The organism is Pseudomonas sp. ENNP23 (assembly GCF_001728945.1).
Lineage (GTDB): Bacteria > Pseudomonadota > Gammaproteobacteria > Pseudomonadales > Pseudomonadaceae > Metapseudomonas > Metapseudomonas otitidis.
The window spans coordinates 77863-95996 of record NZ_LYSP01000011.1 but is presented as its reverse complement, the minus strand read 5'-3'; the positions used below and the strand labels follow the sequence as shown (position 1 = coordinate 95996).

General features: G+C 65.7%; 14 protein-coding genes. 6 read left to right on the top strand and 8 right to left on the bottom strand.

The window, feature by feature from the left end:
* The first annotated feature begins 3 nt into the window (after positions 1-3).
* Together parC and A9G05_RS08900 are read left to right on the top strand one after the other, a co-directional pair.
* Positions 4-2262: a DNA topoisomerase IV subunit A gene (gene parC / locus A9G05_RS08905; protein ID WP_069560622.1), complete on the top strand. Its 2259-nt coding sequence runs from the start codon at positions 4-6 to the stop codon at positions 2260-2262.
* Positions 2263-2419: 157 nt separating this feature from the next.
* Positions 2420-3136 (top strand): membrane integrity-associated transporter subunit PqiC, encoded by a 717-nt coding sequence (locus A9G05_RS08900; protein WP_069560621.1) that lies wholly within the window; start codon positions 2420-2422, stop codon positions 3134-3136.
* A gap of 73 nt (positions 3137-3209) precedes the next feature.
* Here the strand turns inward: A9G05_RS08900 and A9G05_RS08895 are convergent, their stop codons facing one another.
* Both A9G05_RS08895 and A9G05_RS08890 read right to left on the bottom strand, forming a co-directional pair.
* On the bottom strand, positions 3210-3758 hold the full coding sequence (locus tag A9G05_RS08895) for a metal-dependent hydrolase (RefSeq protein ID WP_069560620.1): 549 nt from the start codon (positions 3756-3758) through the stop codon (positions 3210-3212).
* 23 nt (positions 3759-3781) lie between these two features.
* Positions 3782-5308, bottom strand: coding sequence for an AhpA/YtjB family protein (locus tag A9G05_RS08890; protein WP_069560619.1), 1527 nt, complete (start codon positions 5306-5308; stop codon positions 3782-3784).
* A 133-nt stretch (positions 5309-5441) separates the two neighbouring features.
* Here A9G05_RS08890 and serB point away from each other — a divergent pair, with 133 nt between their 5' ends.
* On the top strand, positions 5442-6656 hold the full coding sequence (gene serB / locus A9G05_RS08885) for a phosphoserine phosphatase SerB (protein WP_069560618.1): 1215 nt from the start codon (positions 5442-5444) through the stop codon (positions 6654-6656).
* Positions 6657-6720: 64 nt separating this feature from the next.
* On the opposite strand, the gene A9G05_RS08880 is transcribed toward serB, so the two are convergent.
* The 5 genes from A9G05_RS08880 to A9G05_RS08860 all read right to left on the bottom strand — a co-directional run bounded on the left by A9G05_RS08880 (position 6721) and on the right by A9G05_RS08860 (position 14136).
* A complete protein-coding gene (locus A9G05_RS08880; protein WP_069560617.1) occupies positions 6721-8790 on the bottom strand; it encodes an EAL domain-containing protein in 2070 nt (689 codons plus the stop codon).
* A 63-nt stretch (positions 8791-8853) separates the two neighbouring features.
* Positions 8854-10668, bottom strand: a complete 1815-nt coding sequence (locus A9G05_RS08875) for a molecular chaperone (protein WP_069560616.1) — start codon at positions 10666-10668, stop codon at positions 8854-8856.
* Positions 10669-10861: 193 nt separating this feature from the next.
* The gene (asd, locus tag A9G05_RS08870; protein WP_069560615.1) at positions 10862-11725 is read right to left on the bottom strand and encodes an archaetidylserine decarboxylase; all 864 of its coding nucleotides are present in this window, start codon (positions 11723-11725) and stop codon (positions 10862-10864) included.
* Between the two features lie 25 nt (positions 11726-11750).
* Positions 11751-12566 (bottom strand): thiosulfate sulfurtransferase, encoded by an 816-nt coding sequence (gene rhdA, locus A9G05_RS08865; protein WP_069560614.1) that lies wholly within the window; start codon positions 12564-12566, stop codon positions 11751-11753.
* Positions 12567-12612: 46 nt separating this feature from the next.
* The gene (locus tag A9G05_RS08860) at positions 12613-14136 is read right to left on the bottom strand and encodes an HDOD domain-containing protein (RefSeq protein WP_069560613.1); all 1524 of its coding nucleotides are present in this window, start codon (positions 14134-14136) and stop codon (positions 12613-12615) included.
* Positions 14137-14256: 120 nt separating this feature from the next.
* Between A9G05_RS08860 and motA the strand changes: the two genes are divergently transcribed.
* On the top strand, positions 14257-15108 hold the full coding sequence (motA, locus tag A9G05_RS08855) for a flagellar motor stator protein MotA (RefSeq protein ID WP_069560612.1): 852 nt from the start codon (positions 14257-14259) through the stop codon (positions 15106-15108).
* 13 nt (positions 15109-15121) lie between these two features.
* A complete protein-coding gene (gene motB, locus A9G05_RS08850) occupies positions 15122-16180 on the top strand; it encodes a flagellar motor protein MotB (protein ID WP_069560611.1) in 1059 nt (352 codons plus the stop codon).
* A gap of 53 nt (positions 16181-16233) precedes the next feature.
* Here the strand turns inward: motB and rsgA are convergent, their stop codons facing one another.
* On the bottom strand, positions 16234-17265 hold the full coding sequence (rsgA, locus tag A9G05_RS08845; protein ID WP_069560610.1) for a small ribosomal subunit biogenesis GTPase RsgA: 1032 nt from the start codon (positions 17263-17265) through the stop codon (positions 16234-16236).
* A gap of 85 nt (positions 17266-17350) precedes the next feature.
* Between rsgA and A9G05_RS08840 the strand changes: the two genes are divergently transcribed.
* Positions 17351-18133: a class I SAM-dependent methyltransferase gene (locus A9G05_RS08840; RefSeq protein WP_069560609.1), complete on the top strand. Its 783-nt coding sequence runs from the start codon at positions 17351-17353 to the stop codon at positions 18131-18133.
* Position 18134 lies beyond the last annotated feature (1 nt).

Below are 18134 nucleotides of genomic sequence, written 5' to 3'. Positions count from 1 at the left end.
CGCATGAGCGAATCCCTCGATCTCTCCCTGGAAGGCGTGGAACGCCGGTCCCTGGCCGAGTTCACCGAGCAGGCCTACCTGAACTACTCCATGTACGTGATCATGGACCGCGCCCTGCCACACATCGGCGACGGCCTGAAGCCCGTGCAGCGGCGCATCATCTACGCCATGAGCGAGCTGGGCCTGGATGCCGATTCCAAGCACAAGAAGTCCGCCCGTACCGTCGGCGACGTGCTCGGCAAGTACCACCCCCACGGCGACTCCGCCTGCTACGAGGCCATGGTGCTGATGGCCCAGCCCTTCAGCTACCGCTACACGCTGGTGGACGGCCAGGGTAACTGGGGTGCGCCGGACGATCCCAAGTCCTTCGCCGCCATGCGCTACACCGAAGCGCGGCTGTCCCGCTATGCCGAGGTGCTGCTCTCCGAGCTGGGCCAGGGCACCGTGGACTGGGGCCCCAACTTCGACGGCACGATGCAGGAGCCCCTGACCCTGCCGGCGCGCCTGCCCAACCTGCTGCTCAACGGCACCACCGGTATCGCCGTGGGCATGGCCACCGACGTGCCGCCGCACAACCTGCGGGAAGTGGCCAGTGCCTGCGTGCACCTGCTGGACGAGCCCTCGGCCACGGTCGAGCAGCTCTGCGAACACGTGCTCGGCCCGGACTTCCCCACCGAGGCGGAGGTCATCACCCTGCGTGCCGACCTGCTGAAGATCTACGAAACGGGCCGTGGCTCGGTGCGCATGCGCGCCGTGTACCGCGTCGAGGACGGCGACATCGTCGTCACCGCGCTGCCCCACCAGGTTTCCGGTGCCAAGGTGCTGGAGCAGATCGCCGCGCAGATGCAGGCCAAGAAGCTGCCCATGGTGGCCGACCTGCGCGACGAGTCGGACCATGAGAACCCCACGCGCATCGTCATCATCCCGCGCTCCAACCGCGTGGACGCCGACGAGCTGATGCAGCACCTGTTCGCCACCACCGACCTGGAGTCCAGCTACCGGGTCAACATGAACGTCATCGGCCTCGACGGGCGTCCCCAGGTCAAGGACCTGCGCACCCTGCTCACCGAGTGGCTGACCTACCGCGTCGGCACCGTGCGCCGCCGCCTGCAGTTCCGCCTGGACAAGGTGGAGAAGCGCCTGCACCTGTTGGATGGCTTGCTGATCGCCTTCCTCAACCTCGACGAGGTGATCCACATCATCCGCACCGAGGACCAGCCCAAGCCGGTGCTGATGGAGCGCTTCCAGCTCAGCGAAGCCCAGGCCGATTACATCCTCGACACCCGCCTGCGCCAACTGGCCCGCCTGGAAGAGATGAAGATCCGTGGCGAGCAGGACGAGCTGCTGAAGGAACAGAAGAAGCTGCTGGCCCTGCTGGGCAGCGACGCCAAGCTGAAGAAGCTGGTGCGTGAGGAGCTGATCAAGGACGCCGAGACCTATGGCGATGCGCGTCGCTCGCCGATCGTCGCCCGCGCCGAAGCCCGCGCCCTGTCGGAAACTGAGCTGATGCCCACCGAGCCGGTCACCGTGGTGCTCTCGGAGAAGGGCTGGGTGCGCTGCGCCAAGGGCCACGACATCGACGCCACCGGGCTTTCCTACAAGGCGGGCGACGGCTTCAAAGCCTCTGCGCCGGGCCGCTCCAACCAGTTCGCGGTGTTCATCGACTCCACCGGCCGCAGCTACTCCCTGGCGGCCCATTCGCTGCCGTCCGCCCGTGGCCAGGGCGAGCCGCTCACCGGCCGCCTGACGCCGCCGCCGGGGGCCACCTTCGAATGCGTGCTGCTGCCGGACGACGATGCGCTCTACGTGATCGCTTCGGACGCGGGCTACGGCTTCGTGGTCAAGGGTGCCGACCTGCAGGCCAAGAACAAGGCCGGCAAGGCGCTGGTCAGCCTGCCAGAAGGTTCGCGGGTGATGGCGCCGCGTCCCCTCGGCAGTCTGGAAGAGGACTGCCTTGCCGCCGTGACCACCGAAGGGCGCCTGCTGCTGTTCAAGGTCGCGGACCTGCCGCAGCTGGCCAAGGGCAAGGGCAACAAGATCATCGGCATTCCCGGCGAGCGGGTCGCCAGTCGCGAGGAGTACCTGGCCGACCTGGCCGTGCTGCCCGCCGGCGCCACCCTGGTGCTGCAGGCTGGCAAACGCACGCTGTCGCTCAAGGCCGACGACCTGGAGCACTACAAGGGCGAGCGTGGGCGGCGTGGCAACAAGCTGCCCCGTGGCTTCCAGCGGGTCGATGCATTGCAGGTGGAACTGCCGGGCTGACCGCCCGGCGGCGCCCTGGCGCCTGCCATTCGACGCGCGAAGCTGGAGTCGTCCGCCGCATTGGCGGATGATAGTGCCCCCTGACGGCCCCGCCATGGCGGGCGTCCCGAGATGAATTGGAACAGGGCCGCCACAAGCGGCCCGGAAGAGCAGACAGATGAACGTCGTACGACTTCCACTCCTGGCGCTGCTGGCCAGCCTCCTGGGGCTGGTGGGTTGCGTCCACGCCCCACCCGCGCCGCTCTACCAACTGGAGACCGGCAGTTCCGAGCTGCCGTCCCAGACCGCCGGCATGGCCGTGTTGCTGGGCCCGGTTTCCGTGGCGGACTATCTCCAGCGCGAAACCCTCCTGCAACGCCAGCTCGACGGCAGCCTGACCGCCTCCACCGAAGGGCGCTGGGCCGGTAGCCTGGCCGGCGACATCGACCAGCTCCTGCTGCGGCAGTTGGCCTGGCGCCTCGACAGCCAGCGCCTGGTGCTGGCGCCTGCCAATCCGGGATTCACCCCGGAGGCTCAGGTGCTGCTGAGCATCAACCGTCTGGATTCCGGCCCCCAGCGCCCGGCGGTGCTGGAAGCCCAATGGCGTGTGCTGGACAAGGGCGGCCAGTTGCGTGACAGCCGACTGGTGCGCCTGGAGCACCCCCATGATGGTTCGGCAGGCGATCAGGTTCGCGCCCAGAGCCAGTTGCTGCAGCAACTCGCCGAGCAGTTGGCGGGTGCCGTGAAACCCCTGGAGGGCCAGGCCTCCGCGCCGGCTGCCGGGGAGACGCGCAAGCCCAGCCCCGCCCCCGCACGCAACAGCCGGGAGCCGGCTCAGCCGAAAATCCCGATGGCGGCTCCGGTGCGTACCGATGTGGAAGTGTTCCGCTTCTAGCGGTGTGCTGTTCCACCTGTGAAAACGCCGCGCATCCCAAGGGAGCGCGGCGTTTTTCATTTCAGCCGGGCGTTCAGGCGTGGTCGCGTTGCGGCGAGCGCAGCAGCAGATGGCGCAGGGTGAAGCCGGACAGCGCGACGGCCAGGCAGGGCAGCCAGACCCAGCGGGCTTCCGAAGCCAGCACGGCCAGGCCGCGGGCGCTGAAGAAGCCCTTGATGAAGGGCGATACCTCGATGGGGCGCCAGGGCAGGAAGTGGCGCTCCTGGCTCCACGGCCAGAACCAGGCGACACCCAGGCCGCCGTTGGTGAGCGCGTCCAGGGCGCTGTGGCTGAGGGCCGTCAGGCCGACGAACAGGCCCGCTCTCAGCGGTCCGCAGCGCAGCGGGCGACAGAGCAGGGCTGCCACTACGGCACAGAGCGCGGCGAACAGCAGCGAGTGGCTGAACCCCCGGTGGCCGAAGGCATCGGCATAGGCGATGCCCAGCTTGAAGGCGAGCACGTCGGCGTCCGGCAGGCACGCGGCAACGAGGCCGGCCAGTAGCAGGCGCGGGGGAATGACACGGCTGCCGAGGGCGATGCCCACGGCCAGCACAGGCAGGGGATGGGTGATCAGTGTGGTCATGTTGCCGTTCCGTGGCGCCCGGCTCAGTGCCGGGCTTCGTGCATGCGCGCCAGCTGGCGTTCCAGCAGCGAGGGATAGGGTTCCAGCAGGCGCTCGACGCAGCAGGCGCCTTCGGGGCTGGCGATGGCACGCACGCGCGCACGCTGGCGCACCAGTGGGTCATCGGCGATGGCGCGGTCCACCAGCAGCAGGTTGCGGCTGTGCTGGCTGAGAGCGAGAGCGGCCTGGGTCACGTCGTCCAGCAGCAGGTCGCCCTGGCTCATGCCGGCCAGGCTGTTGCCAAGGGTCAGGCCCAGCTGCAGTTGGAGGGTGATGCCGCTGTCGGCCACCTCGATCTGCAGGGCGTGGCCCAGGGCACGCAGCAGCTCGCCGCAGCACAGCGCATGGGTGAGGTGGTCCTCGCCGCTGTCGAGGCTGTGGAACAGCATCAGGCTGCTGCCGTCGTTGAGGGTGTGCAGCTCGCCCTGGTAGAGGGTGGCAGCCTGGTCCAGGCAGTCGCGGTAGCGTTGCAGCAGGTCCAGCAGGCGCGAGCGCGGCAGGCGGCGCAGTTGGTCCTGGGCGCCCAGTTGCACGGCGAGCACGGCGCTGCGCTGGGGCACGCTGGGTTGCACTGGCGCTGACGGCTCGACGGCCGGTGCGCGGGACGGCTCTTCCGCCGGACGCAGCTCGGCGAAGGGGTCGTCATCGTCCGGGGTGAACAGGCGGCTGGGCAGCTCGTCCTCCACGTCGTAGCGGGTGTCGCTCAGGTCGCGGACCTCGAAGCCGTCTTCTTCGTTTTCCAGGCCCGGCTCGGGCTGGAGGTCTTCGTCTTCGATTTCCGGGTAGTCCGGTTCGGGCTCGGGTTCCGGCTCGGGCTTCTCCGGTACCAGGCGGGCCTGGAGCTGGCGGGCGAGGTCGCCCAGCTCGTCCTGACGGCCGGCGCCGGGAGCGGGATCGTCCGGGTCACGCAGCCACACCCGCAGTTGCAGCAGCGGCGTGGACAGGTGGCGACCCAGGCGCAGGCTGAGGGACAGCGTCAGGGCCAGCAGGATGAGGCTCAACAGGCCCATGCTCTGCAGGCTGATGGTCATCGGCTGCTGGAACTGTTGCATGTCCAGGCTCAGGCGCAGGTGCCCGGCGATGACTTCCTGGAAGGTGATGGGGGTGGAGTACAGCCCGGTGGTCTCTCCCAGCAGGCTCTGTTTGGGCCGGGAGCCGGCCTCGGCGAGGATGCGGTTGTCCACGCTGTAGATGGCGGCGTGGGCCACCAGCGGGTTCTTCACCAGATTGTTGAGCAGGACGTTGAGGCTGAGGATGTCGTTGGACACCAGCAGCTCGGTGGCAGAGGCAGCGGTCTGCGCGGTGAGACTCTGGCCGAGAGCGTCGGCCTGCTGCTGCATGGCCTGGCGGAACTGCATGCCCATCACCCAGGCGTAGATCACCAGCGCCAGGGCTACCAGGAGCAGGCTGTGGCTGGCGATACGCAAGGCGATCGGCACACGGCGCTGGCGCAGGGCGTTGAAGATCAGCAGGAAGAAGTTGTCGGGTTTGACGGACGTGGGCCGGTTCACAGAGCTCGGCTCTTCTCGGACGGAATTGGCGCGCAGTATAGCGAGCGCCCCCCGCAGGGCAAAGCCGCCGGCATGCTCGCCGGGCCGGGAAAGTGGGTAGAATGTGCGCCTTTTCCACTGCAGGAGGTGCGCCTTGCGCGAAATAGTCCTGATCAACATCACCGGTGAGGATCGGCCTGGTCTGACCGCGGCGATCACCGGGGTCCTGGCGCAGGGCGGCGTCAACATCCTCGACATCGGCCAGGCCGTCATCCACGACACCCTGTCGTTCGGCATCCTGGTGGAGATCCCCGATACCGAGCAGGCTTCGTCGGTGTTGAAGGATGTACTGTTCACCGCTTACAAGCTGGACCAGCAGGTGCGCTTCACGCCGGTGTCGGAAACCGACTACCAGACCTGGGTGGGCGGCCAGGGCAAGGCCCGCCACATCGTTACCCTGCTGACCCGCAAGGTCACCGCCGAGCAGTTGCAGCGGGTGAGTGCCATCACCGCGAAGTACGGCCTGAACATCGATCACATCGACCGCCTCTCAGGGCGCATGCCGCTGGACATGCCCGACAGCCAGGGCAAGGGCTGCATCGAGTTCTCCGTGCGCGGTGAGCCGGCCGACCCGGCAGAGCTGCGGGCCGAGTTCCTCAGCGTGGCCCAGGAGCTGAACGTCGACATCGCCTTCCAGCGCGATTCGGTGTTCCGCCGCAACCGCCGCCTGGCCGTGTTCGACATGGACTCGACGCTGATCGAGGCCGAGGTCATCGACGAACTGGCCAAGGCGGCCGGGGTGGGCGATCAGGTGGCTGAGATCACCGAGCGTGCGATGCGCGGCGAGCTGGATTTCCGTGCCAGCTTCAAGGAGCGCCTGGGGCTGCTCAAGGGGCTCTCGGAGGAGGTGCTGGAAGAAATCGGTGCTTCCCTGCGCCTGACCGAGGGTGCCGAGACGCTGTTCGCCGAGCTCAAGCGTCTGGGCTACAAGACGGCGATCCTTTCCGGGGGCTTCACCTATTTCGCCAAGCAGCTGCAGGCCAAGCTGGGCATTGATTACGTGTTTGCCAACGAGCTGCAGATCGTCGACGGCAAGCTGACCGGCGTGGCGGTGGAACCCATCGTCGATGCCCAGCGCAAGGCTGATCTGCTGCGTGAGCTGGCCGAGCGCGAGGGGTTGCGCCTGGAGCAGACCATCGCCGTGGGCGACGGCGCCAACGACCTGCCGATGCTGGGCCTGGCCGGTCTGGGCGTGGCTTTCCGTGCCAAGCCGCTGGTCAAGCAGTCCGCCAAGCAGGCGATCTCCACCCTGGGGCTGGACGGCATCCTCTACCTGCTGGGGTTCCGCGACCGCGACGGCCAGGACTGAGCCTGGCCAACCAGCTACGAAAAAGCCGCCCTCGGGCGGCTTTTTCGTGTGCGGCTGAAGGGGCTCACTCGTCTCCGGAGGAGAAGTCGTAGTCCATCGATTGGCTGGGACCCTGCAGGTAGTAGCCCTGAATGTAGTTGACCCCAGCCTGCCAGAGGGTGGCCAGCACGCTGGCGCTCTCGACGAAGGGCACGACGGTCAGCTTGGCCTGGGCGTGCAGGCTCGCTAGCAGGGTTTTCAGGGCTTCCTGGTTCTCGGCCTTGCCCAGATCCTGGGTGAAGGAGCCGTCGACCTTCACGAAGTCGATGTTCAGGTGCTTGAGGGTGTTGAAGGGGTTCAGCGCGCAGCCGAACTGGCTCAGTGCCACTTTGCAGTGCAGTTCCGTCAGACCCTGGGTGAGTGCTTTGGCCTGCTTCAGATAGGCGATGGCGTCGGGCTCGCCGATCTGGAAGATCAACGCGTCGGAAGGCAGGCGTGCGGCCTTGAGGGCGACGCTCAACCAGGGCAGCAAGGTCTGGTCCTGCAGGCTGGAGCCGGACAGGTGCACGAAGAGGCGGGTGCTGTGGCCCTTGGCACGGTGTTCGGAGAGCAACTTGACCGAGTTGAGGATCACCCAGCGGTCGATCTTCTCTGCCAGTCCGGCTTCGCGCGCGGCGCCCAGGAACTCCACAGGAGGCACTTCCTCGCCCTGGGGGCTGAGGAGGCGGAGGAGGACTTCATAGTGTTCGTGGCTGTCGCCGCGCAGGCTGATGATGGGCTGGAACAGCAGGCGGAAACTGTTGGTTTCCAGTGCCTGCTGGACCATGGCCACCAGGTTGCCGCGGTTGGCGGCAGCGGCCAGCTCGCTGGCGGGGTCATACAGGCGGACGTCGTTGCCGTCGGTGATTTCGTCGGCACAGCGATGGGCGCGGTCGATGACTTCTTCTGCCCGTGGTGTGGTCTCGTTGAGACCGGCAACACCGATGGACAGGGTCAACTGGGCAGTGCGGCCGCTGACGTCGAACAGGTGACCTTCGACTTTCTTGCGTAGGGCCTGGAGGCCGTCGCGGGCCTGCTCCGGGCTGAGGCCGGGTTGCAGCACGCTGAAGACGTCGTCGCTGAAGCGGGCGAGCTGCGCCTCGGCGGGGAAGTGGGTGCGGAGCAGGTTGGCCAGGTCGGTCAGCACCAGGTCGCTGCCGCCGATGCCGATGTCGGCCTGCAGGGCGGAATAGCGATCAACGCGGATGTAGGCAAGGCTCGCGGGCTGCCCAGCGTTGACCGCGCGTTCAGTGGCGGCATCCATCAGCTCGGTGAAGTGGTTGCGGTTGAACAGGCCGGTGACCAGATCCTGGCTGCTGATCTCGCGCAGTTTTTCTTCCAGCTCGGCGCTGGCCACTTCGGCACGGATCACCACCTGGATGCAGGGTTCTCCATCGTAGGTGGCGGGGGAGAAGCTCATGCGGGCCTGGAACGCCTGTCCGTCGACCTTGCAGCCGGAGCAGGTGAGTTCGCTTTGGCCTTCGCCGTCTCGGTAGTTCTTGAGGAAGTCTTTGAACGCAGCCTGGTCGTCGCCGCTGATCAGGTCGATCATCGGCATGCCTTCGAGTTCGTCGGCATCTTCATAGCCGAACATTTCAACGTAGGCGCGGTTGGCGTAGATGTGCATGCCGTCGTGGACGTAGGTGATGGCGTCCACGGAGCTGTCCAGCAGTAACTGGCAGCGTTTCTCGGCTTCGCGCAGGCTCACTTCGGCGGCGCGACGGGCGCGGCGTTCCTCGAGGTTGGCCAGTTCGCGATTGGCCACCAGCACCAGGCGTTCGTCCTCGCCCTGGGGCACCGCATCCTGAGCGCCGAGGGCCAGGGCTTCGGTGACGAGGTCAGGGTCGTTGTCCTTCACCAGTTGGATGAAGGGGATGTCCTTGGACTGGCGGCGGATAGCGCCGAGCGCTTCGCCGGGGGAGAGATTCTCGCTCTCTGGGGCTGCGATGAGCAGGTCCCAGGTTTGCTGGAGTGCTTCAGCGAGGTCTTCGCTGGACACCAGACGATGGACGCGGGTGGCACGTCCTGCGTTGCGGAAAAGGCTGACCAGGCGCTCGGCTTCGTTCTGCGAGTCTTCCAGGATCAGCAGACGGATGGTTTTCTTCTCGATTGCCATGGCGTGTGCTTAGACCGCGCCGAACGGGCGCTAAATGGCGACAAATGGGAGTGGCTGGGGAATCTACAGCGACTTCCAGAGCGAGTCAAAGTCTTCGTCCCCACCCGATCCGCGCTCTCCCGAAGCTGTGACAGGCTTCCCGTGCTGCTCCGTCGCCTGCTCGAACGGACGGTATTCGAACTGGCTGAAGCTACCCGTCGAGGTCTGCCGGCTGGTGAGGACGGCACGGCGTTCGTCGCCGTGAATGTTGATCTGCACCTTGTTGCCTTCCTGGAAGGGGAGGCGTGGCGTGATGAGAGTCGCCGGGCGGGAGATGGCCGAGATTTCCGGAAGCAGCAGCGCGCGCAGATACTGGCTGTGCTGGTCGGCCTTGCGCAGCAGCTGCAGGCCGCACGGTTGGGCATGGGGGGCGATCAGTTCGATGCCCATCTGGGTGCCGCCGCCGCGTACCTGGCGGATCCAGCGCACCACGGCGACGCTCCAGCCCTGGCTGGGGGCGTCCTGCACGCCAAGCAGTTCGCCGGCCTGGAGCTGGCTGGGGACTTCCTTGGGCCAGCTGAGGCAGTAGCCACCGGGGCTGTGGTTGACGATGGCCAGTTCGAAGGTCGGGTAGTCCTCGCCGCTGGCCGAGGGCTCCGGTTGGGCACTGGTGTCGCCTGGAGTGACCGGTTTGCTGTACTGGATTTCCTCGTAGGGCAGGCCTTCGTCCCAGTTCTGTGGCTGGGCGTCGAAGGCGGTGCTCCAGACGTCGCCTTCGTCCTTGTTGATCGGCTTGAAAACTGCCTGGCCGGCTTCCTTGATCTTCAGGATCGCGCCGAACGGCTGCTTGCCGGAGAGGAAGAAGTGCAGGGCGCTCATGCCGATGCAGAGGGTGAGTGCGCCGCGCCCGGGGGTGCGCTGGAAGGTGCGCTCGGAGATGTCGCCCCAGGCGGAGCCGAGGTGCTGCAGGAGGTCGAGGCTGATGCCTTCCGGTACCAGCAAGCGCGCTTGGGCACGCTCCTCGGTGGCCAGCGTGAGGTAGTGCTTGATGGCGTCCACCAGCGGCAGCGGGTCGATGCCCAGCAGACCAGCCATTTCGCTGGCCTGGAACAGCGATTTGTAGCGGGGCGGGCCGTCGACCTGCGGTGCGACGGCGAACAGGCTGGAGACCAGCTCGGCGCCTTGCAGGCGTACCAGTGCGCTCCAGGGCTCCAGCACTTCGGCGAGCCGGGCGATGTTGTTCTGGCGCATCTGGTTGCAGCGGGCGCAGCCCAGCAGCAGCGCGACCAGGTAGGTCTGCTCGACGCTCAGGCCTTCGGTGTGACGGGCCAGGTCGTCGCGCACGACGACACGGTGTGCTTGCCGGCTGGTGGCCAACTGGTAGAGCTGGTGCAGCTCCAGCCACAGGCCCTCCGGAACCGGGCAGTAGAGTTGGCTGGCGCGGATGAGGGCGGAGTTGAGGCTATGCATGGCGCGCTGCAGCGCGATGGTCAGCAGTTGCTGGCCGTCACGGGCCTGGCGCTGGGCTTCCTGCACGACGATCTGCTTGTAGCCGATGGCCAAATGGTTTTGCAGGGCCTGGCACAGGTTGGCCACCTTGCGCGGGCGTTCGTCGAGGACGATGGCCTGGTTGAGGAAGTGGCGTTCGAGGTGCTGGCAGACGAAGTACACCTCAGGGCGGATCAGCTCCAGCAGGTGCAGGCGGTTGTCGCTGGGGGTGATGAGCTGGTTCAGCTCCACCAGCGCCTGGTAGAGCTGGCGGGCGGTCTCGCCGATGTTGGCCTTGGGCAGCAGGGAGATCCAGCGTTTGATATCGCGGGGCGTGGCTTCACAGAGGGACAGGCTCTGCTTGCTCGGAGTCGGAACACGCAATAACAGGTGGGGACTCTGCTTGTCCATGTAACTCGGGTACTCCAACAGCAACGGGCCAGGCGTGTGAGAACGTTCTTTCGCACTCTAGCAGCATCATCGTGCCGCCGCAGCCTAACGAGAGGCCGGTGGCGGTATCGCGCGGACAGGCGTGGTCGAGCAGGCGTGTGGGACGTTGGACCGGGTCGGGCGGCCCTGCGTTCAACGTCCCAGGGCCTGGCGGTCAGGCTTCCTTTGGCAGTGCCAGGAGCTGGCCCATGCTGACCGCGCTGCCGGCGGCCAGGCCCTCGGCCCAGCGAATCTGCTCGGGGCCGAAGAGCACAATGGCGGTGGAGCCGAGCTTGAAGCGGCCCAGTTCGGCGCCCTTTTCCAGGCTGATCGGCGCTCGCGCGGCTTCGTCGTAGCGGAAGGTCTTCAACTCGCGCTTGGGTGGCGTCACCAGGCCGGCCCAGACGGTTTCGATGGAGGCGACGATCATCGCACCCACCAGTACCACAGCCATCGGGCCTCGCTCGGTGTCGAACAGGCAGACCACGCGCTCGTTGCGTGCGAACAGTTCCGGCACGTTCTCGGCGGTGCACTGGTTCACGGAGAACAGGCGTCCTGGTACGTAGACCATCTCGCGCAGGGTGCCGCCCAGCGGGGCATGCACGCGGTGGTAGTCGCGGGGCGACAGATAAATGGTGGCGAAATCGCCACCCATGAAGGGCGCTGCACGTTCAGCGTCACCGCCCAGCAGTTCCAGCACGCTGAAGCTGTGGCCCTTGGCCTGGAAGATGCGGCCGTGCTCGATCGGACCGAGCTGGCTGACCGCACCGTCGGCGGGGCAGAGAATCGCGCCGGGGGTGCTGTCCAGCGGACGAGCACCCTCCTTGAGGGCGCGGGTGAAGAAGGCGTTGAAGTGTTCGTAGGCGGTGAGGTCCTCTACCAGCGCTTCGCTCATGTTCACCTGGTAGCGGCGGGCGAACCAGGCGGTGAAGGCGTTCTTGAACCAGCGAATGCGGCATTCGGCCACGCACCCGGCCAGGCGTGAGAGCAGGTGATGGGGGAGCAGGTGCTGGCTGATGATGAACAGGCGTTCTTTCATGGGATTTCCTTGCGGTTCCGGGGCCTCAGGCCTCGACGGGCGTGTCCGGGTGGTTGCCCCACTCCGACCAGGAGCCGGCGTAACCCTTTACGCGAGGGTAGCCGAGCGCCTTGGCCACCAGGTAGGTGAAGCCGGAGCGGTGGTGAGTCTGGCAGTGGGTGATCACTTCCTTGTCGGGCGTGATCCCCAGCCGGTTGAGGATTTCAGGCATGTCGTGGCGAATGCGCAGCGCGCGTGACGGGTCCATGCCGGCAGTCCATTCGAAGTTGACCGCGCCGGGGATGTGCCCGCCCTTGGCAGCCAGCACTTTGGTGCCGTTGTACTCGGCGGGGTTGCGGGCATCCCAGATCGCCAGATCGGCTGCGCCGAGGCGGCTCTGCAGGTATTCGCGGGTAGCGGTCGGGGCGTCGTTCAGCACCAGGGGCAGCGGGCCGCCGGCGTGCTTTGGAGTATCGGTGGAAGTGGCTTGGCCGTCGGCTAGCCAGGCGTGCAGGCCGCCGTCGACGTAGTGGTAGCGTGGGTGGCCGATTACGTCCAGCAGCCAGATGAAGCGTCCGGCCCAGCCGCCGCCTTCGTCGTCGTAGACCACGTAGACCGCGCCGGGGCGATGGCCCAGTTCGCCGAACAGCGCCTCGAGGTCAGCCTTGGCCGGCAGCAGTCCGGGCGCAGGTGGCTGGCCCCACTGGGTGCGTTTGGGGTCGACGAAACGGGCACCCGGGATGTGCCCCTCGGCATAGCGGGCAGCGCTGGTGAGGTCGACCAGAATCAGCTCGGGGGCATCCAGGCGTGCGGCCAGGTCGGCGGGTTCGATGACCAGTGGCAGGCCGGCAAAGGCGGGCATGTCGGGCTCCGTTAGGGGCGGAAAGCGGGAGATTGTAGCGGAAAGGTCAGCGTCCGCGACTGGCGAAGCCATGCAGGGCGCGCTCGATGCATTGCATGGTCTTTCCGAAGGCCTGCAGGCCGATGTCGGAGAACGGCTGCCCGCCCTGGTCGGCGATCACCAGCAGGACGACCCGCCCATTGGCTGCCACGGAGCGCAGCAGCAGGTGGTCGGCGGGGAAAAGCGCTTTGAGGTTGCCAGGGATAAAAGCGGAGTACTGGGCCGCGTTCTCTGGGCTCAGGCGAAGCTGGCCCGGTTGAGCGAGGAGGCGTTTGAGAACCTGGCTCTGAGATGGGGCCAGTTGAAGGCTGACGGCCTCCTTGGGCAGTCCGTCACTCTGCTGGACCATCAGGCGGGTCTGGGTCTTGTCCGCCAGTAACAGCAGGCTGCGACGCATGCCGCAGGCGGCAAGCGCATCGCGGGCGCAGGCAGTGAGCTGGACGATGTTGGCGAAGGGCGTTGGTTCTTGAAGCAACTGGGTGCACAGCGTGCGCCATTCCTGCAGGGCTGCCGGTGGCGGCGGCGCGGGCTTGGCTACCTCCACTGGCCAGCGGCTGGTTCCCCACGGCCAGATCAAAGCCTGTGCCGGGTGCCAGAGATCGGGCGTGGCGTGGTGGCGTGCGCTTTCGGCTGCTTGTTGGTGAACGAGTTGCTGCACGTCGCCCAGCGGCAGCTGCATGTAGAGTCCGGTCAGGCGCTGCCAGCGCAGGCTGTGGTCGCAGGTCCATGAGTTGTGCGCGGAGATCGCCAGTCCGTTGGCCAATAGCACGGTGTTGGCGGGTTGGGTCAGCCAGCGGCGCAGGTCGTTGTCGGCGTCCAGCAGGTGTTGCTGGTGCAGGGGGTGTTCGTTGTCCCGGGCGATGTGCAGGGCCTTGACCAGCATGCGCTGCTGAGCATTCAGCAGGCGATAACCGTCGGTGATCCACTCTGGCAGTCGCCAATGCTCTGCAAGGGCCTGGCAAAGGCGCAGCAGGGGGACCCCGAGCAGTTCGCGCTCGACTCTGCGGGCAGGCTCGCCGCGTACCAGTACGCGCTTTTCCCAGGACTCCAGGAGGTCGGGATGGAGTGCCAGCAAGGGCCAGATCGGTGACAGGAAGAGCAGGCTGTTCCAGTGGATCTCCTGCCACAACCTGGCCAGGCGGGCGGCGAAAAGGCCATTCGCCTGCTGGGATGCATGCAGGCTGATCAACTGGATCTGGCGGAGGGGCAACGGGATATCGTTCTCGGCCACGGCAGGCAGGCGGTTGAGCAACTCTTCAGAGCGCTTCAGGCCGAGGCGGGTAAGTGCAACTTCCAGGCTTTCTGCCGGGCCACCCAAGGTGGTCACAGTGCGATTGGCCTCGCGCATCAGGCTCAGTGCGAGGGCGGGGCTGTCTTGGATCATGTCGGCGATTTCGCGCAGCGAACGCCGGCTGTCTCCCATGGCCCGTCGTACCCGTTCATGGCTAGTGGCAGGGATAGGCAGGCGAACTCCGTCGAGTTGCTTGATCCACCCTTCAAGGCTTGTAGGGACGGGCTTTGAGGTCTTCATGGGGTTTGAGCCGAACTGGCTTTTCGCCTTAACTGGCTATAGTCTGGCGAGCAAGCTTCAGCAATTTCGGGGCGTCAATTCAAGCCCCCCTTACCAATCTCTAAATAAACGAATCCGTGTATGGCAAAGATTATCGGAATAGTTGTTGTTCTTGCGTGCGTTTTTGGCGGTTTCGTTTTGTCGGGCGGGAAGCTGATGGCGCTGGTCCACCCCTTTGAAGTGCTGATCATTGGTGGCGCCGCATTGGGTGGCTTTCTGCAGGCCAACCCGGGAAGCATGTTCATGACGGTCTTCAAAAAGTCATTGACCATGTTCGGTACGCGTTTTACCCATAGTTTCTATTTGGATGTCCTAAAGTTGCTCTACGAGATTCTCAACAAGAGCCGCCGTGAGGGGATGATGGCGATCGAGGCAGATCTCGAAGATCCCAACGCCAGTCCGATATTCAGCAAGTATCCGACTGTGCTTAAAGACCCGCGGATGACCTCCTTCATTTGTGATTACTTGCGGATCATGTCGTCCGGGAACATGGCCCCTCATGAACTAGAGGGCTTGTTCGACCTGGAACTGGCCAGTGTGAAGGAGGAACTGGAACACCCTTCTCATGCGGTTGCGAAAATCGCGGATGGTCTGCCGGCAATGGGTATCGTGGCTGCCGTACTGGGTATCGTTATCACGATGTCCATTCTGGCCGAGGCCACCAACGCACAGATCGGTGAAAAGGTCGCGACAGCGTTGGTGGGGACGTTCCTGGGCATCCTGGCGTCCTACGGTTTCTTTGGCCCTCTCTCCACTGCCTTGGAGCATGACGCCAAGGAGGAACTGAACCTCTATGAAGCGATCAAGGCCACGCTGGTGGCTTCCGCCTCGGGGATGCCGCCCTCCCTGGCTGTCGAATTTGGTCGCAAGGTCCTGTTCCCGGCGCACCGCCCGAGCTTCAGCGAGCTCGAGCAGGCTGTTCGTGGCAGCTGATTGAAGGTCGAGCATGGACAACAATCAGCCGATCATCGTCAAGCGCGTCAAGAAGAGCGCAGCCGGTCACCATGGGGGCGCCTGGAAGATCGCCTTTGCCGACTTTGCCACAGCGATGATGGCGTTCTTCCTGGTGATGTGGCTTATGTCGTCGGCGACGCCTGAGCAGAAGAAAGCGATCTCTGGCTACTTCCAGGATCCGATCGGCTTCACTGAGAGCGCCAGTCCATACGTCATCGATCTGGGCGGTACGCCTACCCCAGCGCCCGACCGGACCTTGAACCCCGAGTTGAAGGATGCCCCTGATGCCCAGGAACAGTCCGTCGACTCTTCCAGCAACGAGGAGATCCAGGCTCGCCAGGTCGATCCGGCCCAGGCCCAGAACCTGGCCGAGCAGGTAGAGCGCGAGCGCCTCGAGCTGCTGTTGCAGGAGCTGCAGAACAAGGTCGAGGAGAACCCCGAGCTGCGCAAGTTCAAGGATCAGATCCTCTTCGAGATCACCCAGGATGGCCTGCGCATCCAGATCATGGATGCTGCCAACCGGCCGATGTTCGATCTGGGCAGCGCGCGTCTGCAGCCGTACTTCGAAGACATCCTGTTGATCATGGCCGAGACCATCAAGGCGGTGCCGAACAAGATCAGCGTCAGCGGCCATACCGACGCCAAGCCATTTGCCGGCAGCGGCGAGTTTGGCAACTGGGAATTGTCAGCCAACCGCGCCAACGCCGCGCGCCGCACTCTGGTGGCTGGCGGGTATCCGGATGATCAGGTGGCGCGCGTGGTGGGCTATGCCTCGTCGGCCCTGTTCGACCGTGATGATCCGCTCAACCCGGTGAACCGTCGCATCGACATCATCGTCCTGACCAAGCGTGCCCAGCGCGACATCGAGGACGAGCCCCAGCAAGGCAAGGACGGCGCGCCCGCCAATACTCCGGCATCAGCGCCTGGCATCGCACCTGCCGGAGGGCAGTCGGCTTCCGGAACGGAGCCGCTGCAGCCTGGTGAGCTGCAGCAGAAGCTGAACATCTTCGAAGATGGGGTGCTGAAGATGGACCCGCAAAAGCAGCCCTGAACCTGGCTTGCCGCACAAACCGGAAAGGCCAGGCATTGCGTGGCCTTTCTGCATCAGTAGTCCGGTTCTGGGAGGCTGGCGATGATGTGCCGGTAGCTGCCCATTCGCTGTGGATGAATACGGCCTTCTTCCAGGGCCTGGAGTAGAGCGCAGCCCGGTTCGCGGTCGTGCTTGCAGTCACGGAAGCGGCAGTGGCCAAGCAGGTCGCGGAATTCGATGAAGCCGGCTTCCACGTCATCACGGCTGACATGGCCGAGACCGAACTCGCGGATGCCGGGGGAGTCGATCAGGTTGCCGCCCCCGGGGAAGTGGAACAGCCGAGCGGTGGTGGTGGTGTGGGTGCCCTTTCCGGTGAGTTCCGACAGTGCGCCGACACGGGTATCCACGCCGGGTAGCAGGCTGTTCACCAGGGACGATTTGCCTACGCCGGACTGACCGACGAAGACGCTGGTGTGGCCATCCAGGCGTGCACGCAGGTCATCCATGCCACCTCCGCCATGTGCCGAGACCTCCAGCAGCGGGTAGCCCAGTTGCCGATAGGCCTCCAGCAGGCTGTCGAGCATTGCACCGTTCTGGTCGTCCACCAGGTCGCACTTGTTCAGCAGCAGCAGCGGTTGGATACCCGCGTGTTCAGCGGCCACCAGATAGCGGTCGATCAGGTTGGCGTGGGGCGTGGGCAGTGGCGCGAAGACGATGACGATCAGGTCGACGTTGGCCGCCACCGGTTTGAGCAGGCCGCGCATGTCCGGTCGGCACAGCTCGCTGGTGCGCGGCAGTTGCGCGACGATCACGCCGCTGCCCTGGTTGCCGGGGCGCCAGACCACGCGGTCGCCGGTTACCAGGGCGGGCAGGTTGGCGCGCAGGTGGCAGCGGACGACCTGGCCGGCGAGTTCGCCTTCCAGTGCTTCGACTTCCACCTGGACGCCGAAGTGGGCGATGACCAATCCGGTCTGCTCGGGGCCGAGGTCGCCGCCTTCCAATTCATCGACCAGGCGCGATTCGCGCTTGGCAGCGCGGGCGGCGCGTTCTTCCTGGATTTTTTCGATGCGCCAGCTTTGACGGCGGCTGAGGTGGCGTTTGGCCATGGGCTTCCGGGTCGGTAGAGTTTCGTGCGGGTTGGGCGCGGCGAGTCTAGCATGGGCGGCTGCTGAACACGGTTGGGAGAGGTGGATGAAGACAGGGTTTGGCCTGTTCGGCCGGCCGTTGGGGCGCGCGCTTATGGCGCACGGGGCGGCGGTCGTGCTGCTGGCAGTGCTGGTGTATGCGCTCGCCTGGCTACTGGGGCAGCGGCTGCCTTTATGGGCGCTGGCGCTGCTGGAGGGTGGCCTGGCGGCGGGTATTGGCCAATGGCTCGGGTTGTCTCGCTGGTGGAGGTGGATCAATCTGGCGTTCCTGCCCGCGCTGTTGCTGGTCCAGCACCTGGCGCTACCGCCCGGGTTGTTCCTGCTCGGTTTCGCTCTGGTTGCGCTGGTGAACTGGAACAGCGTGTTCGAGCGTGTACCGCTCTATCTCAGCGGTGATCGGGCCGTTCAGTTGCTGGGGGACTGGCTGGATGAGCAGCCACAGGTGCTGCGCTTTGTCGATCTGGGCTGTGGCACTGGTGGTCCGTTGGTACGCCTGGCGCGGCGCTTCCCGGGGCGGCACTTTGTCGGTGTGGAGACCGCGCCACTGCTGTTTCTGTTTGCCTGGCTGCGCTGCTTGCCGCTGTGCAATTGCAGCGTGCGTTACCAGAGCCTCTGGCGCACTGACCTGGAGGCGTTCGACCTGGCCTACTGCTTTCTCTCGCCGGAGCCCATGCCGCGTCTGTGGGAAAAGGCCGTTGGGGAAATGCGTGGCGGCAGTTGGCTGGTCAGCAACACTTTCGGGGTGTCGGGCGTGGCGCCGCAGCATTCCCTGCCCGTGATGGTCGGTCGCCAGACGGCACTGCTTTTCTGGCCGATGGGGCGTGCGTAAT

Bases quoted from the DNA above. Each gene is read 5' to 3' on its own strand.
- parC (WP_069560622.1), top strand. From the start codon at position 4: ATGAGCGAATCCCTCGATCTCTCCCTGGAAGGCGTGGAACGCCGGTCC.
- A9G05_RS08900 (WP_069560621.1), top strand. From the start codon at position 2,420: ATGAACGTCGTACGACTTCCACTCCTGGCGCTGCTGGCCAGCCTCCTG.
- A9G05_RS08895 (WP_069560620.1), bottom strand. From the start codon at position 3,758: ATGACCACACTGATCACCCATCCCCTGCCTGTGCTGGCCGTGGGCATC.
- A9G05_RS08880 (WP_069560617.1), bottom strand. From the start codon at position 8,790: ATGGCAATCGAGAAGAAAACCATCCGTCTGCTGATCCTGGAAGACTCG.
- A9G05_RS08875 (WP_069560616.1), bottom strand. From the start codon at position 10,668: ATGGACAAGCAGAGTCCCCACCTGTTATTGCGTGTTCCGACTCCGAGC.
- asd (WP_069560615.1), bottom strand. From the start codon at position 11,725: ATGAAAGAACGCCTGTTCATCATCAGCCAGCACCTGCTCCCCCATCAC.
- rhdA (WP_069560614.1), bottom strand. From the start codon at position 12,566: ATGCCCGCCTTTGCCGGCCTGCCACTGGTCATCGAACCCGCCGACCTG.
- A9G05_RS08860 (WP_069560613.1), bottom strand. From the start codon at position 14,136: ATGAAGACCTCAAAGCCCGTCCCTACAAGCCTTGAAGGGTGGATCAAG.
- motA (WP_069560612.1), top strand. From the start codon at position 14,257: ATGGCAAAGATTATCGGAATAGTTGTTGTTCTTGCGTGCGTTTTTGGC.
- motB (WP_069560611.1), top strand. From the start codon at position 15,122: ATGGACAACAATCAGCCGATCATCGTCAAGCGCGTCAAGAAGAGCGCA.
- rsgA (WP_069560610.1), bottom strand. From the start codon at position 17,265: ATGGCCAAACGCCACCTCAGCCGCCGTCAAAGCTGGCGCATCGAAAAA.
- A9G05_RS08840 (WP_069560609.1), top strand. From the start codon at position 17,351: ATGAAGACAGGGTTTGGCCTGTTCGGCCGGCCGTTGGGGCGCGCGCTT.